The 16,216-nt window shown below is 61.5% G+C and carries 14 protein-coding genes; 6 read left to right on the forward strand and 8 right to left on the reverse strand.

Annotated features, from left to right (window positions below):
• Positions 1–25: 25 nt before the first annotated feature.
• Both HV744_RS02455 and HV744_RS02460 read left to right on the forward strand, forming a co-directional pair.
• On the forward strand, positions 26–532 hold the full coding sequence (locus HV744_RS02455; RefSeq protein ID WP_175147972.1) for an acetone carboxylase subunit gamma: 507 nt from the start codon (positions 26–28) through the stop codon (positions 530–532).
• A gap of 354 nt (positions 533–886) precedes the next feature.
• Entirely contained in the window at positions 887–2,911 is a 2,025-nt protein-coding gene (locus HV744_RS02460) for a sigma-54-dependent Fis family transcriptional regulator (protein ID WP_175147973.1), read from the forward strand.
• 280 nt (positions 2,912–3,191) lie between these two features.
• On the opposite strand, the gene HV744_RS02465 is transcribed toward HV744_RS02460, so the two are convergent.
• On the reverse strand, positions 3,192–4,484 hold the full coding sequence (locus tag HV744_RS02465; protein ID WP_175147974.1) for a D-amino acid dehydrogenase: 1,293 nt from the start codon (positions 4,482–4,484) through the stop codon (positions 3,192–3,194).
• Positions 4,485–4,917: 433 nt separating this feature from the next.
• On the reverse strand, positions 4,918–6,048 hold the full coding sequence (locus tag HV744_RS02470; protein WP_175147975.1) for a sensor histidine kinase: 1,131 nt from the start codon (positions 6,046–6,048) through the stop codon (positions 4,918–4,920).
• A gap of 322 nt (positions 6,049–6,370) precedes the next feature.
• Between HV744_RS02470 and HV744_RS02475 the strand changes: the two genes are divergently transcribed.
• Together HV744_RS02475 and HV744_RS02480 are read left to right on the forward strand one after the other, a co-directional pair.
• The gene (locus tag HV744_RS02475; RefSeq protein WP_175148200.1) at positions 6,371–7,666 is read left to right on the forward strand and encodes an NRAMP family divalent metal transporter; all 1,296 of its coding nucleotides are present in this window, start codon (positions 6,371–6,373) and stop codon (positions 7,664–7,666) included.
• Positions 7,667–7,936: 270 nt separating this feature from the next.
• Entirely contained in the window at positions 7,937–8,413 is a 477-nt protein-coding gene (locus HV744_RS02480; RefSeq protein ID WP_175147976.1) for a PRC-barrel domain-containing protein, read from the forward strand.
• A 231-nt stretch (positions 8,414–8,644) separates the two neighbouring features.
• Here the strand turns inward: HV744_RS02480 and HV744_RS02485 are convergent, their stop codons facing one another.
• The 4 genes from HV744_RS02485 to HV744_RS02500 all read right to left on the reverse strand — a co-directional run bounded on the left by HV744_RS02485 (position 8,645) and on the right by HV744_RS02500 (position 13,263).
• Positions 8,645–9,517 carry an endonuclease/exonuclease/phosphatase family protein gene (locus tag HV744_RS02485; RefSeq protein WP_175147977.1) on the reverse strand — a complete coding sequence of 291 codons (873 nt, stop codon included), beginning with the start codon at positions 9,515–9,517 and terminating at the stop codon, positions 8,645–8,647.
• 791 nt (positions 9,518–10,308) lie between these two features.
• Positions 10,309–11,634 (reverse strand): SUMF1/EgtB/PvdO family nonheme iron enzyme, encoded by a 1,326-nt coding sequence (locus HV744_RS02490; protein WP_175147978.1) that lies wholly within the window; start codon positions 11,632–11,634, stop codon positions 10,309–10,311.
• A gap of 119 nt (positions 11,635–11,753) precedes the next feature.
• Positions 11,754–12,548 (reverse strand): fumarate/nitrate reduction transcriptional regulator Fnr, encoded by a 795-nt coding sequence (gene fnr, locus HV744_RS02495; RefSeq protein WP_175147979.1) that lies wholly within the window; start codon positions 12,546–12,548, stop codon positions 11,754–11,756.
• Between the two features lie 247 nt (positions 12,549–12,795).
• Positions 12,796–13,263, reverse strand: a complete 468-nt coding sequence (locus HV744_RS02500; RefSeq protein ID WP_175147980.1) for a universal stress protein — start codon at positions 13,261–13,263, stop codon at positions 12,796–12,798.
• A gap of 287 nt (positions 13,264–13,550) precedes the next feature.
• Between HV744_RS02500 and HV744_RS02505 the strand changes: the two genes are divergently transcribed.
• Positions 13,551–14,240, forward strand: coding sequence for a FadR/GntR family transcriptional regulator (locus HV744_RS02505; protein ID WP_175147981.1), 690 nt, complete (start codon positions 13,551–13,553; stop codon positions 14,238–14,240).
• Positions 14,241–14,407: 167 nt separating this feature from the next.
• On the opposite strand, the gene HV744_RS02510 is transcribed toward HV744_RS02505, so the two are convergent.
• Positions 14,408–15,001: an acyl-homoserine-lactone synthase gene (locus HV744_RS02510; RefSeq protein WP_175147982.1), complete on the reverse strand. Its 594-nt coding sequence runs from the start codon at positions 14,999–15,001 to the stop codon at positions 14,408–14,410.
• Between the two features lie 152 nt (positions 15,002–15,153).
• On the opposite strand from HV744_RS02510, the gene HV744_RS02515 reads away from it, so the two are divergent.
• Positions 15,154–15,471 (forward strand): helix-turn-helix domain-containing protein, encoded by a 318-nt coding sequence (locus HV744_RS02515; RefSeq protein ID WP_175147983.1) that lies wholly within the window; start codon positions 15,154–15,156, stop codon positions 15,469–15,471.
• Here the strand turns inward: HV744_RS02515 and HV744_RS02520 are convergent.
• Positions 15,455–16,159 (reverse strand): helix-turn-helix transcriptional regulator, encoded by a 705-nt coding sequence (locus tag HV744_RS02520; protein WP_175147984.1) that lies wholly within the window; start codon positions 16,157–16,159, stop codon positions 15,455–15,457. The two genes, HV744_RS02515 and HV744_RS02520, sit on opposite strands and share 17 nt — an antisense overlap.
• Positions 16,160–16,216: the final 57 nt, after the last annotated feature.

Raw genomic sequence — 16,216 nt, forward strand, 5'->3', positions numbered from 1 at the left:
TCGAAGCGAATCAAGGAGTAGCGAAATGTCTGCTTACACGAAAGAACAGGTCGGCAATCTGGTCGATGGACGACTCGACTGGGATACGACCGTACGCATGTTGTCCATGCCGAAGGATCATGAGCGCTTTAGTCAGTATCTCGAAGTGTTGCAGGGAAAAGTCTCGTGGCCCGACAAGATTGTCTTGCCGCTAGGACCGCACCTGCATATCGTGCAGGCCGCGAAAAGCAAACACTGGCTGGTCAAATGCGACTGCGGCCATGAGTTCTGCGACTACCGCGAAAACTGGAAACTGTCTGCCAACGTCTATGTGCGCGACACAGAGGAGGCCATGCTCGAAGTCTATCCGCAACTCATGGCGCCCGACACCCAGTGGCAGGTCTACCGCGAGTACTACTGTCCGAGTTGCGGAACCATGCACGACGTCGAAGCACCGACGCCGTGGTATCCGGTGATTCACGATTTCGAGCCGGACATTGAGGCGTTCTACAAGGACTGGCTGCAGTTGCCGGTTCCCGAGCGCGCTGACTAGCGCTTGGCTCAGGGCGCAGTTGTCTCGCGCCCGGTTCTCGCAGCGGGCGGCGCCCTTCCATCGAATGGCGCCGCCGCACTGTGGCTCGCAGTGTGGCTTTCTCACAGCCCGCACGTTGTTTGATGCGCCGCAGCGAGCGGACTGCGCGCGCCTGCGAGCCGCTTATCCTGACCGTTCGAAAATCGAACGCGACCCGTGCGGCCATCGTCCGGAAATCAACCGTTCGCTGGAGCGCTGAGTTTCCTCTTCAGGTGTGCTCGCGGTGGCATCGATCTTGCCCTTCTTCTCGCACGAGCCGGCTGCATCCGCCATGTTGCGGTGCGGTATAAGACGGCATGAAGAAGGAGACAAGTCATGGATATGCCGGATGCCACGCAGATGTTCTCGAACCCTGGCGACGAAGCGTTCGTCATGGCCGCCTGGGAGCGGTTTCTGAGCGGCGGAGAAGCACCGCATAGTGTCGTGCGGCACCTCGTTGACACGTCGTGGCAGCGCTGCCTCGATTGGCAGGTGGATCCCACGCTGGGCCATGCGCCGCCGCCGCTGGACGAACATCTACTGTATTCGTTGCAACACAGTCACCGCGATCTGGTCGAGGCGAGTGCTCCGGTGATGGCGCATGCACGCGACTTTCTTGCGCAAACCGAAACGGTCATGGCGCTTGCCGAGCCGGCCGGCACCATCCTGAATCTCGAAGGGGACCCCGCTACGATTGCTTCCGCACACGGGATTCAGCTCCTGCCCGGCGCGTCCTGGAACGAGATGATCTGCGGCACCAATGCGATCGGCACGGCGATCGAGGTCGGCCAGCCCGTGCAGATTCATTCTGCCGAACACTTCTGCGCCGGCATCAAGCGCTGGACCTGCTCAGCGAATGCGATCCGCGACCCGCGCGACGGTACGATTATCGGCGTCATCGACGTGTCCGGCCTATCCGAATCCTACAATCGTCACAGCCTGGCGCTGGTCGTCACGGCCGCCAGCCGGATCGAGAGCCGTCTTGCTGCGCGGACTATGGAATTGCGCTATCGGCTGCTGGATCGCTGCATGAAGCGCCTCGCGATGCTGGCGTCTGACGGCGCCGTGGTGTTCGACCATGGCGGCTATCCGATCAAGGCCAATGAGCACGCTGAAGCTGCGATTGCGGCAGCCGGCGGCGATTTTTCGCTCGCCCGGCCTGGACGGATCCTGGCGCTCGCCACCGACTCCGCAGTCACCAGTGTGACATCCACGGATCTGCCTCACTGGCTCCAGCCCGAGTGGATCGAGCCGGTGATCGACGATGGCAGGCGCATCGGCAGCTTGCTGATCGTGCCGTTCGCGCAACGCCACGGTTCTGCGCGCAAGGTCAGCGGCGCATCCCGTTGCGGCGCCGCGGGTGTATCGACGGCCGGCTTCGAGCGCATCCAGGGTGAAGCGCCGGCATTGCTCGAGGCCGTGGACAAGGCCCGGCAGATCGCGCGTTCACGTGCGCCGGTGGTGTTGCTCGGCGAGACTGGCGTGGGTAAGGAACTGTTCGCCAAGGGAATCCACCACGCGAGCCAGGCGAAGGAGGGGCCTTTTATTGCGCTCAACTGCGGCGGCCTGTCACGCGAACTGCTCGCCAGCGAACTCTTCGGCTATGGCGATGGCGCCTTTACCGGTGCGCGCCGAGGAGGCGCGCTAGGCAAGATCGAAGCAGCCAATGACGGGACCTTGTTTCTCGACGAAATCGGCGAAATGCCGGTCGATCTGCAGACGCATTTCCTGCGTGTGCTGGAACAGGGGGAGATCTATCGGCTCGGCGAAAGCGTCCCAAGGAAGGTCACCTTTCGTCTCGTCGCGGCGACCAATCGCGACTTGAGAAAGGAGGTCTCAGAAGGGCGTTTTCGAATGGACTTCTTCTATCGCGTCGCGGTGACCAGTATCCGCATTCCGCCGCTGCGCGACCGTCCAGGGGACATTCGCCGCCTCACGGAATATCTGGTCCAGAAGGTCGCGACGGAGCTTGGGCGGGCTTGCCCGCCGGTGGACGACGAAGTGGTTGCCGCGCTCTGTGCGTATTCATGGCCGGGGAACGTCCGGGAGCTTCAGAACGTGGTGGAAAGCATGCTTCTCACGGCAGGCTCAGGGAGTCTTACGCTCGCTGATCTGCCACCGGAGTTGCGCGCGAGCGATGAGCCGAGCCGCGCCGGATGCGACGAACTTTTGTCCCGCGACGGCCGGGGCAGCATGGAAGCGTCGGAGCTGGGGGCGATCCGCAGCGCGATCGCCCTCTCTCGCGGCAACCTGACCTCCGCCGCCAGGCACCTGGGTATTGCAAAGAGTACGCTGTACCAGAAGCTCAGGAAATACGGCCTGGATCGAACGCTGGTTGAAATCCGGGACCAGGGCCGTTAGGAGATTCGGCGACTGAAGCTAACTGGCGGACATTGAAGCCGCCATCGATGATGCCGAACGTAATGACCGCACTTTGCGCGCGCCGCAGAAACCGCTGCCAGCCGTCCTGCGCTCGCACTCACAGCACAACCCACTGGCGCAATACGGGCGAGCACTTGGGCGCCTGTTTCTGCTCCGTATGCTCGCCAGGACGGAAGTAGGACCGGTTATACGCTTTAATCGGGCGCGGCATGGTTCTATTTTCAAGGAGAGATGTCAGCGACCACACTGGTGTCGACGCTTAATCGACGGTGAAATCAGCAGGCACCTGTGGTTCTTTGGCGTAACGGAACACATTCAGGTCGTCAAACTGGATTGCGGGCGTCCGGCCGGATATGAGGTCCGCAAGAAGCTGCGCTGAGCCGCACGACATAGTCCACCCCAGCGTGCCATGCCCGGTGTTGAGGTAGAGGTTGGGTATTGCAGTGTGGCCGACGATTGGCGTTCCATCTGGTGTCATCGGACGCAAGCCGGTCCAGAAAGTAGCCTTCGATGTATCGCCACCGCCAGGAAAGAGGTCGTTCACACACATCTCCAACGTGTCGCGGCGAGCCTCACGCAGACGCTTGTCGAAGCCTACGATTTCAGCCATACCGCCCACCCGGATGCGCTTGTCGAATCGTGTGATGGCAATCTTGTAGGTCTCGTCGAGAACGGTTGATACCGGCGCGCGTGCTTCATCGGCGATAGGAGCAGTGATGGAATACCCTTTGAGCGGATAGACCGGAATCTTGACGAGACCGGACAGGAAGTTCGTCGAGTAGGAGCCGAATGCGACGACGAACACATCGGCATGGATCAGTTTTGCGCCATGACGCACGCCGACGACTTTGCCGCCCTCAACGAGAAGACCGTCCACCTGCGTGTTGTAGCGGAACGTCACGCCGGCTTCCTCGGCCAACGCGGCGAGTCGAGTAGTGAACAACTGGCAGTCGCCGGTCTCATCGCCCGGTAAGCGCAGTCCGCCGGTCAGCTTGTGCGCGGTCGCAGCAAGTGCGGGCTCTGCCCGAGCAAGCTGGTCTCTGGTCAGCAACTCGTACGGGACATTCGCTTCCTTCAGAACAGCGATGTCCTTGGCTGCACCATCAAACTGCTGCTGCGTCCGAAACACCTGCAGGGTGCCGCCCGTCCGCCCCTCGTACTGAATGCCGGTTTCGGCCCGGAGCACCTTCAGGCAGTCGCGGCTGTATTGCGCGAGTCGAACCATACGGTTCTTGTTGATCGCATAGCGCTCCGCCGTGCAGTTTTGCAGCATCTGCCACATCCACTGAAGCTGGAACTGCTTGTCTGCGTCGTCCGGTCTGATAGCAAGTGGGGCGTGCTTCTGGAACATCCACTTCACTGCCTTGAGCGGAACGCCCGGCGCCGCCCACGGCGCAGCGTAGCCCGGCGAAATTTGCCCCGCGTTTGCGAAGCTGGTTTCCAGCGCGGGGCCTTGCTCCCGGTCGATGACCACGACGTCATGGCCGGCGCGAGCAAGGTAATACGCGCTTGTCACCCCAACGACCCCACTGCCCAGAACAACGACTCGCATGTCAATCGACCCCGACGTCAGGAAAAAGAATTAAGCAGGTAGAAAATTCTGCCGAACCGCGTGATATTCAGTGGATTGTTGGATGCTAATTAAACTTAGGCAGTTTGGGATATTGTTTATCCGGGTTTTTTGGTTGAAAGAACTAGATGTGCCACTGCGACGCCATCGAAAGGCGAGGTTCTCGGGCTTACCCGTGTTGCGGCATCCGGACCCGCCGTATAGCAGTCGTTAGCGCATCCAGTGCCTTCGCTTCGTTTTCGGCAGCGATCCGGCAGGTCGCGGCGTGCTGACCGGACACGATGAAGGCTGCCTGACTGAGTAGCCGCCGGTGGTCGGCGGCCCCGCTAGCGGAAACCATGAGGCCCATGACGGCCTTCCGCGCAGATACGTCCACCGTGTCGACGCCGATTCGGTCTCTCGCTGCGATGAGAGATCAAGCCGGATCGTCGGCACGCGGAAGTGATACTGAAAACAAGGTCTCCACATCGTTGGACCGCACTTCGATCGCGCCGTGATGGGCCTTGGCGATTTCGCTTGCGATATACAGACCCAGGCCAAGGTTACCCGCCCTGTCGTCTGTGCCCTCATGGACCGACCCACGCATCAACGGATCGAACATACGCTCAAGCATTGACGCCTCGATAGCGGGTCCACAGTTGCTTACCTCGATACGAACATGCGTTACGTCGCCAGTCACCGTCACGCACACGGGAGTGTCTTGCGCTCCATACTTGATTGCATTAGTGACAAGGTTTCCCAGCAATTGCTGCAGGCGCGGGCCGTCCCAGACCCCCTGAGAGTCACCGCTTACACGCAACTCGATCTGTCGGTCAGGATGAATGGCTCGTAGTTCGTCCAACTCGTCATCAAGCACATTCGCCAGATTGACGCTCGTGGGCGTTATTTTGATGCCCAAGCCAAGTTTGGTCCTGTTGAAATCGGTGATGTCATCAAGCAATGCCTGCATTCGGGCTCCGCTGCGGATCAGCCGGGCGGCGGCACCCGATACCCGGTCCCCGGCATTAAGTGCCGCCAGATACGACGCAGTGACCTGAATCGCCTGAAGGGGATTCCGCATGTCATGGCCCAGCATGCCAAGCAGGAGGTTACGGTTTTGCTCGACCTGCATACTGAATAAGGTGACCGATTCAGCCAGCGCCTGATCGATCGCTTCGTTGAAGCGGATTACGTCGTCCAGATCAGGCGATTCGGGCACGCAATCGTCCATCCAAAGGCGCAGCACGCTCGCGCGCAGTGCGCGATATTCAGCGGCGAGCTGATTGATATTGAAGCCCGCCCGTGCCCTCAGAAGAGCATGTGTTTGTGCGGCTGTTTCGGTCGCATCGGTGAGCCGGGGGGCCCTCCCCAATGATTTTTCACGTTGGGCCTCTCTGGTCTGCGAACTTCGCAAGTCCTTTGCCACGGCATGCAGGATCTGCTCCGCGTGATCGCGCAACCCCAACGATTCCATGTTTGCCGCCGCCGGCAGGAGGGTAGCGGCGAACGCCTCCCATTGCGCGAGAATCGGCTCCATGTCTCTCAAGATAAAGTCAGCCAGTCGCATGGGCGTCTCCAAAACGGGAACGAAGCGTCGAGGTCCGATTAATGCAACTATGTTACGCGGAAATCAGGGGCGAACTTTGAGCAGCAGAAAGCCCGCCGGCCAACGGACAGAACAGACAGTGCAGTCATGCCTTAAGCCAGGGACGCCTGACCAAATGCAGCTCCCCCAACTTTTGCACGCCCTCACGCAAGGCGACCGATCCCGATCTCAAGGTACGAAATTTGCGCGACCTCATGTCATGCGTCGCGAGACGGCCGACGCATTGCCCGGTATGCGCGTCGTGCCGGTATCGAGTATCGCGTTTGCCACGTCGGAGACCGCCATGACTACCAATATCGATCCGACGGCTGCGCCGCAGAGCCAAACCGACCCATGGCTGGGGAAACTGGGCCCAGGCCTCGTGACCGGGGCTGCAGATGACGATCCCAGCGGCATCGCGACGTACTCGCAGGCCGGCGCAGCCTTCGGCTACAACATTCTATGGACCGTGCTGCTGACCTATCCGCTAATGGTTGCGATCCAGATGATCAGCGCAAGAATCGGCCGGGCAAGCGGCCACGGGCTGGCGACGAACCTGCGGCGTCACTATCCGGTTTCGCTGCTCTATGGTGCGGTCACACTGCTGCTGGTCGCCAATACGATCAACATCGCGGCGGACCTGTCAGCCATGGGCGCCGCCGTCAACCTGCTCGTGGGAGGTCCCACTCGCGTTTATACAATCGCGCTGGCCGCGCTGTCGCTCGTGTTGCAGGTCTTTGTGCCGTACAAGCGATACGTCCGCGTGCTCAAGTGGCTGACGCTTGCACTGCTCGCCTATGTCGGGGTCGTGTTCGCCGTCAGGATTCCGTGGATGACCGTTGCCGTTCGGACTGTCGTTCCGCACATTACGTGGAGCGGCAGCTACGCGACGACAATCGTCGCGGTATTGGGTACGACCATCAGCCCCTATCTGTTTTTCTGGCAGGCGTCACAGGAGGTCGAGGAACTTCAGGCGGCCGACGGCGAAGTTGCGCTAAAGAAAGCGCCGTCGCAGGGCCGGCGGCAACTCGAACGCATCGGCATCGACACCTGGATCGGTATGGGCTTTTCGAACCTCATCGCGTTTTTCATCCTGCTGACGGCCGCCGCGACACTCCACGCACATGGCGTGACCGATATCCAGACCTCGTCGCAGGCCGCTGCCGCGCTCGAGCCGATCGCCGGAAAATTCGCGTTCCTGCTGTTCAGTGTCGGTATTGTCGGTACCGGACTGCTTGCGCTACCGGTGCTGGCGGGGTCCGCCGCCTACGCGATGGCCGGTGCATTCAGCTGGAAGAGCAGTCTGGAACATGAACCGAGGCTCGCGAAGCGGTTTTACGCGATCATTGTTCTCGCGACACTTGCCGGTCTCGCGCTGGGTTTCACGTCACTCGATCCGATCAAGGCGCTTTACTGGAGCGCCGTCATTAACGGCGTGGCGTCGGTCCCGATCATGGTGCTGATGATGAAAATGGCCTCCCATCCCCGCGTCATGGGCGAGTTCTGCATACGGGGAACCCTGCGGATCGTCGGCTGGATGGCGACCATTGTGATGGGCATTGCCGTCGCGACGATGTTCGTGATCTCCGCGGTGACGTAATCGCCGCGAGCGGGGTTTCATGAGCGGGGCAGTGCAATCTGCATGCCGGTGACACCGCAAACGCTGTTCCCGGCACGCACCGTCGAGGGATACCCTGTTTAGTCACCGCCACACGGATCAGTGTTCGACTGCCTTCCGATTGAAGGTTTAAAGGGAGGGACGACGATCATGCCGCCGAAAAGGTCGCAGACCGCGGGCACGTTCGCGCGGAGCCCGCGCGGGTATGCCGCTTGCGACCGTACCAGCATCATCTTTTTCAGGAGGTGGATCATGGGCTCTATCAACCCGCAACGTGGCACCCGCCGTGGCGGAGCGAACATCGTGGGCGGTGGTGTCGGCGCAGGGCCGGGGCCGGACATCATGGCTGCGGCAACGCTCGATGGAAACAAGGTCATGTCCTCGGACGGCGAACACGTAGGCAAGATCTCCGACATCATGCTGGACGTCCAGAACGGACGCATCGCCTATGCTGTGCTGTCCGAGGGAGGTTTCCTCGGGATGGGTTCTAACCTGCACGCCATTCCGTGGAATGCGCTCACGCTCGACACGGATGAGAAGTGCTTCTATGTCGACATAGCAGCGCAGCTCCTCAAGGACGATTCGGGGTTCGACAAGGATCACTGGCCAATGATGGCGGATCCGAAGTGGGGAGCTTCAACGCACAGCTACTACAACAGGCAGCCGTACTGGATAACAACCCAGGAAGTGATGGACGACGACCTTTCGACCAGGCCAGGCGAGCATTAGAAACTGAGCGGAGGGTTAGCCTGTCGCAATGGATCTCTACACCGCCGCGTTCTACGTGGTGGCGTAGAGACCCGGCCATCAGGCAAGGCCGTCACCCCGCACGGATCCCGCAATGGACCGTTTGAGTCAAACCTGCTAAGCACGCATCAGTCGGATGTCCGTCCCTGCCGATTGCGCAAGCGCCCTGCCTTCACCTGTCGAGGCGTGACTGCCTGCCCGGCGGCTGCCGGATCAACGCAATTCGACGCACATCGGCTGGTGATCCGAAGCGCGGCTGTGCGGCTCGACATCGCACACTGCAATCCGTGGCATGAGGTTATCCGTGACGAAGATGAAGTCGCACGCGAAGGGGCCTTCGGGCCACTGCTCGCGATCGTACAGACCGACGGTGGCGGCGCGCAACTCGCCAGGGTGCGCGCAAGCCCATGCGTCGACGAAGGCGGGAGCGTCTGGAATGGGGTCGAGCATCCGGCGATACGCGGCATCCTCGAACGCGCTGTTGAAGTCGCCACAGAGAATGGCGCTCGTCGGCCGCGCTGTGTCGGCGAACGGACTGTCCAGTTTTTCGCCCTTCGCGGGACGACGCGCATGATCGCACGCTTCGTGATGCAACGCCCGCAGTCTTCCGACTTGCGCGAGCCGCTGAATTTCCGAATAGAACTCCAGATGCGTGCTGATGATACGCAGCGGGCCGATATTGGTCTCGATTACCGCTTCGAGCGCGACGCGCAGCATCGATGGTTTGGCCGGATCCGCCGGCCACGGCAGTGAATGCCGAAGCACTTGCCTGACGGGCAATCGGGTCACGATAGCATTGCCGAATTGCCGGCGTTGACGGCCCGCCCCCGGCGACGGAAGATCGGAGCCGATCGCGTCGATGACCGTCATGTCCGGCAGCAGCCCGGCCAACTCGGAGAACTGGTCGGCGCACGGGTGGCCCTTCAGTCCGCCGGCTGCCGGCTCCCGGTCGAAGCCGCGTGTGACTTCCTGTAGGCACATGACGTCGAAGTCGCATAGCGCACGCGCTTCCCGCACGATCCGGCCGAGGTCCACCTGGCCGTCCACACCGCAACCCCACTGAATGTTCCAGTCGACGAGCTTCATGGCGTCCTCCCAGGCAAGGCAAGTTACCAGTTTATCGCTGCGTTACCGATGCGTTGCGGGCTGGCGTCCCGCCATCGTCGGCGTAATTGCGCTCAACCGGATCGCGGATTGCTGGTTCGTATCTGTCTCGTTCGACCTGGTGAATGTGGTGTAACGAATGAGCAAGGCGGCTGCCTGTCCATTGCGCGTTTTGGCACGCGCCTGCACCTGATGCTGCTAAACGGAGCGGCGAGCACGTTTCGATGGTCGGTCCGACTCCACCAACGGCAGGGCGCATCGAGCGTGACGCGTGAGCACCCCCTATGCGAAGCGACCGAGAGGCCGCTTCGCGTCACGGCCCCACTCACGGCACCGACTGCACAAAGGCGGCGCGCATGGGCAATCAGGGCAGCGCGTAAGCAATCACATAGTCGCCCATCCTGGTGCCAAACGCGTTGAATACCGCATATACCATCACCACACCGCTGATGATCAGCGTGACGCCCAGTGCGATGGCCGGCGACTTCGGCGACGCGGCGAAGCGGCGATAGACGAACGGTAGCAGCAGCCAGATACCGCCGATCAGCAGCTATATCCCCGACAGGGCCGCAAAGACGACGGTCAGCGCGCGCGCTATCGAAAAAGAGTCGGACCTTTGCATCCTGCTACCTCCAGAGAATACTGCAGCGGGAAGAGACGAACGCCCGGCGAGCGAGATGACTTGATCTATCCAAAGTCAAGACCGACGTTCGATCAGCGCTGGCACGATTCATACCGCGCTGCGCTCAACGGCGTCATGTGCCCCTCATTCCTCACGCCCTCACACACCGAAACCCCGCATACACATACTGATAATGCGGCTGAAACCAGTTTCGGAAAGCCGGTCGCAGCATGCAGCGCGCAGTGCGCGCCGAACCGCCTTTGAGCACGTAATGCTGCCCGTCGAAAAAATTGGCCGAATAGCCGAGATAAAACGGAAACGCTTCGAAGCCGGGCAGCGCGTCGAATACCGTCGAGGTCCATTCCCAGCCATTGCCGAATTGACCTTCCACGCCGAACGCGCTGACGTTCTCCGGATGCGCGTCGACCGGCTTCGGATCCCAACTGCGAAAATCGAAATTGCCCGACGCCGCGAGCGGTGCGCCGTGTGCCGCACGTTGCCATTGCGCCTCGGTGGGTAAGGCCTTGCCGGCCCAGCGTGCGTAAGCGCTGGCTTCAGCATGGCTCACGTACACGGGCCAGTCGAGCGGCAACGGCACTTCGTCGAACATCGTGCGCAGCATCCATGCGCCATCCACGCCGCCTGTTTCGACACTTGCCTCGCGCCGCGACCAGCAGGCGGGATGCTCGATGTGCTCGGCCTCCTTCCATGCCCAATCTTTCTCCGACCACCACTTCGGTTCACGATAGCCGCCGCCCTCGATGAACTCGAGAAACGCGCCGTTCGTCACCATGTGGCGATCGATCTCGAAGGCGGGCACGTCGATACGCATTTCGCCGAACTCGTTGTCCCAACCGAAATGGCCGGCATCGCGCGACATGCCGAGCACCGTTGCGCCGGCCGGCACGCTGATCATCGACGACAACGCTTCCCGACGGTCTGGATGCGTCACCACGGCCTCGCGCAGTTCGGTGACCTTCTGTGCAAGAGGCAATTGATGAAGCATGTACGCCAGCGTTTCGGCATGCATCAACCGATGTTCGATCGCGACGTTCAGCAGTTGCCCGGATACCTCAGCATGCGCGCCGTCACGGCCGAACTGCGCCACATCCGCGCGGCCAGCGAGCGCATGGTCGATCTGCTCGCGCGCCCGCAACGCATACTCGCGTACGGTGTCGAGCGACGGCCAGTCACCCGGTTGATCGGTCGGGAAGCTGCCGTCGACAGGGTCGATGCCGAAAGCGAAAAGCTGGTCGAGTTCAGGCGCGAACGCGGGCAACTCGCACACGCGGTGATCGAGCAGATTGCGATCGAAAGCTTCCAGATGGCCGATGTAAAACACCATCCGGTGCCGCTCACGGATCGGCCGTTCATACAGAAATTCGGGTTTGACGATCGCAAACAATGCGTCAGTGATCTGACGCGCGTCGATCAGACGCTGGACGAGCGGGTGACGTGGGGCGGGGTCGCGATTCATTTCGCCGGGTCTCCTTGCGGGGGACGGACTAAAGACTGTACCCGCTCGCAGGAGCCATGCCAAGGCGAAAGCGCGCTAAAAGAAGGTGGGCGGGCGCCGGCCAGCCCCCGGCATGCGCGTCAGATCTGCCGCAGGCCTGCCAGATCGACGATCCGGATGTGCTTGCCTTGTGTGTCGATCAGGCCGCGCTTTTGAAATCTTGACAGGGTGCGGCTCACGGTTTCGAGCGTCATGCCTAGGTAGCTGCCCATGTCCTCGCGCGTCATGCGCAAGTTGAATTCGGCCGAAGAATAGCCTCGTTGCGCATTGCGCTCCGACACGTCTAGCAGGAAGGCGGCGACCCGTTCGTCCGCGGACAGTGAGCCGAGCATCATCATCTGCGCGGCTTCACGAACGATCTGCGCGCCCAGCAGTTTGTGCATGCGCTCCTGCATCGAGCTGATTTCGCGGCACAGCAGCTTGAGCGCGCTGTAGGGGACGATGCAGACTGTGCTGTCTTCGAGGGCGACGGCGCTGCATGCGTGCACGTCCTCGCTGATGCCGTCGAGCCCGAGCGCTTCGCCGGCGAGGCGCAGCCCCGTGACCTGCTCGCGGCCGTCACGGTGCGCCATGACGGTTTTCAGCGACCCGGAACGCACCGCGTAAATGCTGTCGAAATGGTCGCCGCTGCGATACAGGGCTTCGCCGCGCTGTACGGAGCGCGCCGTGCAGATGAGCGTTTCCAGCTTCGAGAGTTCGTCGGACGACAGGCCTTGGGGCATGCAGAGCTGCCGCATCGAACAGCTCGAGCAGCGAGCGGCGGTGCGAGCGGTCGCCCGCACCGGTGCCGCCCGCCGGCCGCTGCGCGCCGGCGACGAACTTGCGGCGGAACCGTCGGTGCCGGTGGAGCGGGTAACAGCGGAAGGAGTAAGCATGTTCTGCGGGCGATTATCAGAGTGATGGCGGATTGTCCCACCCGCCGCACCCCCGATTTGGCGACATAGTGACGCGTTCAGTTGGTTAGGCGTCTTGAGCGATGTCGCGCTCTTGTGGGTGAATGGGCTATGGACTGCTACGTATCTTGTGAGCGGGTGTATCGGCTCGGGTTTCAGCGATGAATTGCGTTGCGCGCTGCCGCCCTACGCACCAGGTGGCAGCCGCAATGCGCTTGGTAGCTGGCTCTCAGGCGGGTTCCTTATCCTGACCTGCGGCGGAGGGAATCAGCAGCACGGGTAAGGTTGCCTGGCGCACGCAGCGCTCGGCGACGCTGCCGAGGATCAGCCGTTGAAAACCGCGCCGACCATGCGTGCCCATGACCAGCAGGTCCGCATTGAATTCGGCGGCGGCCTTTAGCACGATATCCGAAACATCGCCGAGCGAGGATGCCTCGCTGACGGCGGGGTCACCCTTCACGCCTTGTTCGGCCATGGTTTGGGCGAATTCCGCGCGGAGTTCCCTGCCTTCTTCGACCAGACGGTTGCGCAGTATGGACGGGTCGTAGCCGGGCGCTTCGAAATACATGGGCGTGTTTTCGACGACATAGAACGGCCGCAGAACAGCACCGTTGGATTTGGCGAGCGCGAGGGCTGCTTCGAATGCACGGCGGGAAGTATGGCTGCCGTCGACAGCTACAAGAATGCGTGTGTACATATCGACTCCGCGTCTGAAAAATGCGCATGCCGCAGCCGTTTCACACGGCCAGGCTCGTTGGTCTTTTATACCAACGAAGCTTAGATCATTGCTGAAAAAGATGCACTCAACCAGGATGTAAATCAAACACTTGTCAAATTTTCGATGACGACGTTTTGGCCGGCAAGCCCGATATGACGGGCGTCGGCGACGCCTGGATCAACTCAGTACGCGTATCTGTAGTGAATCCTCGGCAGGGTTGGCCTTACAATTAGGACATGTTCAGACAAGCTGCCTCAGCCCCGCTGATGACCGAGCGCAAAACCACGGGCTTGCCCGACAAGATCTACGGCGACATCCTCAATCGCATTCTCGAAGGCGAGTACAAGGAAGGGGAGCGCTTGCCGACCGAGCACGCGCTGGCCGAACGCTTTGCGACGTCGCGGCCGACCGTGCGCGAAGCGCTGGCGCGCTTGCGGGCGGACGGGATCATCATGACGCGGCACGGCTCGGGCACGATGGTCGCGCGGCGGCCCGATCCGGACGTGCGCCGCTTTGCGCCGCTCGAAACGCTGTCCGATATTCGCCGCTGCTATGAATTTCGCATCGTGACCGAGGCCGGCGCGGCCGAGCAGGCGGCGCTCAAAGCCGATTCCGACGACATCGCCGCGATTCAGCACGCCTGGAACGAGCTGGAGCGCATTATCGAAACTCGCGGCATCGGCGCGCAGGACGACTTGATGTTCCATCTGGCGGTGGCGCGCGCTTCGAAGAACCCGTTTTTCATCACGGTCATGTCGTTCATCGAAGAGCAGATCCTGTTCAGCATGAACCTGTCGCGCAACCTGTCGCTCGTCAAGACAGTGGAGCGGCAGCGGCTCGTCCAGGCCGAGCATATGGAGGTGCTCGACGCGATTCGTCGCAAGGATCCCGCGGCTGCTGGAACGGCGATGCGCGCACATCTCGCCAACGCGCTCGACCGGATGTTCGGCTCCTGAGTTTCCCGGCGCTGCCGATGCGCCGCAGGGTGCGGCGATCCCGGCAACGCGCATACCCTAAGCCGCAAACCAGGCCGCAGCTAAGCCGCAATAAGCCGCAGCTAAGCCTCAGCTAAGCCGCAGCTAAGCCGCAACTAAGCCGCAACTAAGCCGCAACTAAGCCGCAACTAAGCCGCGGCCGCCATCGGTCCGAACAAGGCGGTGAGGGTCTTGGGACTCACCGCGACATTCAGCGCCACCGCCCGCTCGACACCGATCTGCACCGGCGCGCCGAACCGGCTGATGTCAATGCCGGTCCTGCGCAGCAGCCGTTCGATCGGCGTGGTGGTCACGGTGACGTAGCGCGTGATGCCCATCCGCTGCGCGAACCTCATGACTTCCTGGATAGCCTGAATCGTCATGTCCGTGAAGCCGAACGACTGTTCTTCGCCACCGGTCTCGATCGCAAACCGGCTCAGTTCCCAGATATGCCGCCCGACCGGTGCCGGCGCACCGTGCAGCAATTGGGGGAAGGTGTCCTTCAGCATATTGGGCCCCTCGGTCGGCATCAGGCGCCAACAGCCGCGCAGCTGCCGGTCCTCCCCCTGGATCAGCATGTAGTGCGGCCCGAGGGCGTCGTAGCCGTCGATCTCCATGCCCGCGATGGTCGGGACATCCCACCCGAGCCGCCCGTGAAACACCCGAGCCCGCAGCCGGTACATCTCGTTGATGTCCGCGTTGTCAAATTCCTGCCGCATTCCAATCCGAATCGCTGTTTGCATGACGTTCTCCTGAACGTGTTGGGATACCAATACGCTGGAAAACTTATGCATTCTGAATCGTCCTGCCACCTACCTACCTGGATAGGTGTGCATGCTTATCGGGTAACGCAGAATTCGAGACACGTATCCGCACCCAACCGACAAGGCACAAAATGGAACTTCTCGAAAATCACTGGCAACCGCAAACCGGCCTTCCGACGCGCCCGGCGGAGGTCTCCTCGGCGGTGGATCGCGTGCTGATCATTGCTTACCGCAAGAAGAAAAAAGAGAGCCAGCGCCGCTTCTGGGCACGCTTCGGCGTCACCCAGTCGCGCGGCAGCCGGTTCGAATCCGGTGCCGAAATCCCGGCGCCGGTGTCGATCCTGCTGGGTCTGTACTTCACCAAAACCGTTTCCGACGCCGATCTGGGCCGTGCCGAACGGGTTCTGTACAGCCGCGACGCCGCTGCGCTGCTCAACCCGGGTCAATAAGCCCGAGTTGCGCCGCAATCACGGCTGCCGCACGCCGCGAATTCACACCGAATTTCGTCCTGATGTTTTTCATGTGGAAGTTCACTACGGCTTCCGAACAGTTCAGGATATGGGATATTTCCCACGTGGATTTGCCGCGTGCGGTCCATTTCAGGCATTCGCGTTCGCGCGGCGTGAGCTTGGGCAATAAGGTCTGAGCGTGCGTATTCAGATGGCGCTGGCTGGTGTCGATAACCAGGTCGCGCAATAACACCAGATTCGGCAACGCGGCGTTGACATGGCGCTGGAATGCGTCGGTCGGATTGCTGTCATTGACGAAGCACATCATGCCGGCTTGCTGGTTCGGCCCATGAATCGGTACCGTCACCCCGGCGCGCAGGCCGTATGAGCGGGCTTCCTCGTACAGGCATTGTTGCGCCGTGGTCGCGAAAATTTCCGGCGACCAGATCAGCGGCGCGGCGCGCGCCATGCAGTGCTCGACGGTCGGGTCGATATGCACCAGCCCCTCCTTGTCATACGTCTGGCGCCATGCCGGCGCGTAGGTGCTGCGTATGTATGCATCTTCCAGACGCATGGTCGGGCGCGGCAGCATGGCGACCAAAAGCCTGTCGAAGCCCCACGTCTCGGCGAGGCCCGCAATTGCACCGAACCATTCCGCCTCGTCGGCGGCGTCCAGTAGCGGTGCCATCTGCTCGATAAAATGTAGCGACAATTTCTTAACTCTCTCAGGCTCGCAAACATCCCG

The organism is Paraburkholderia ultramafica, assembly GCF_902859915.1.
GTDB lineage: Bacteria > Pseudomonadota > Gammaproteobacteria > Burkholderiales > Burkholderiaceae > Paraburkholderia > Paraburkholderia ultramafica.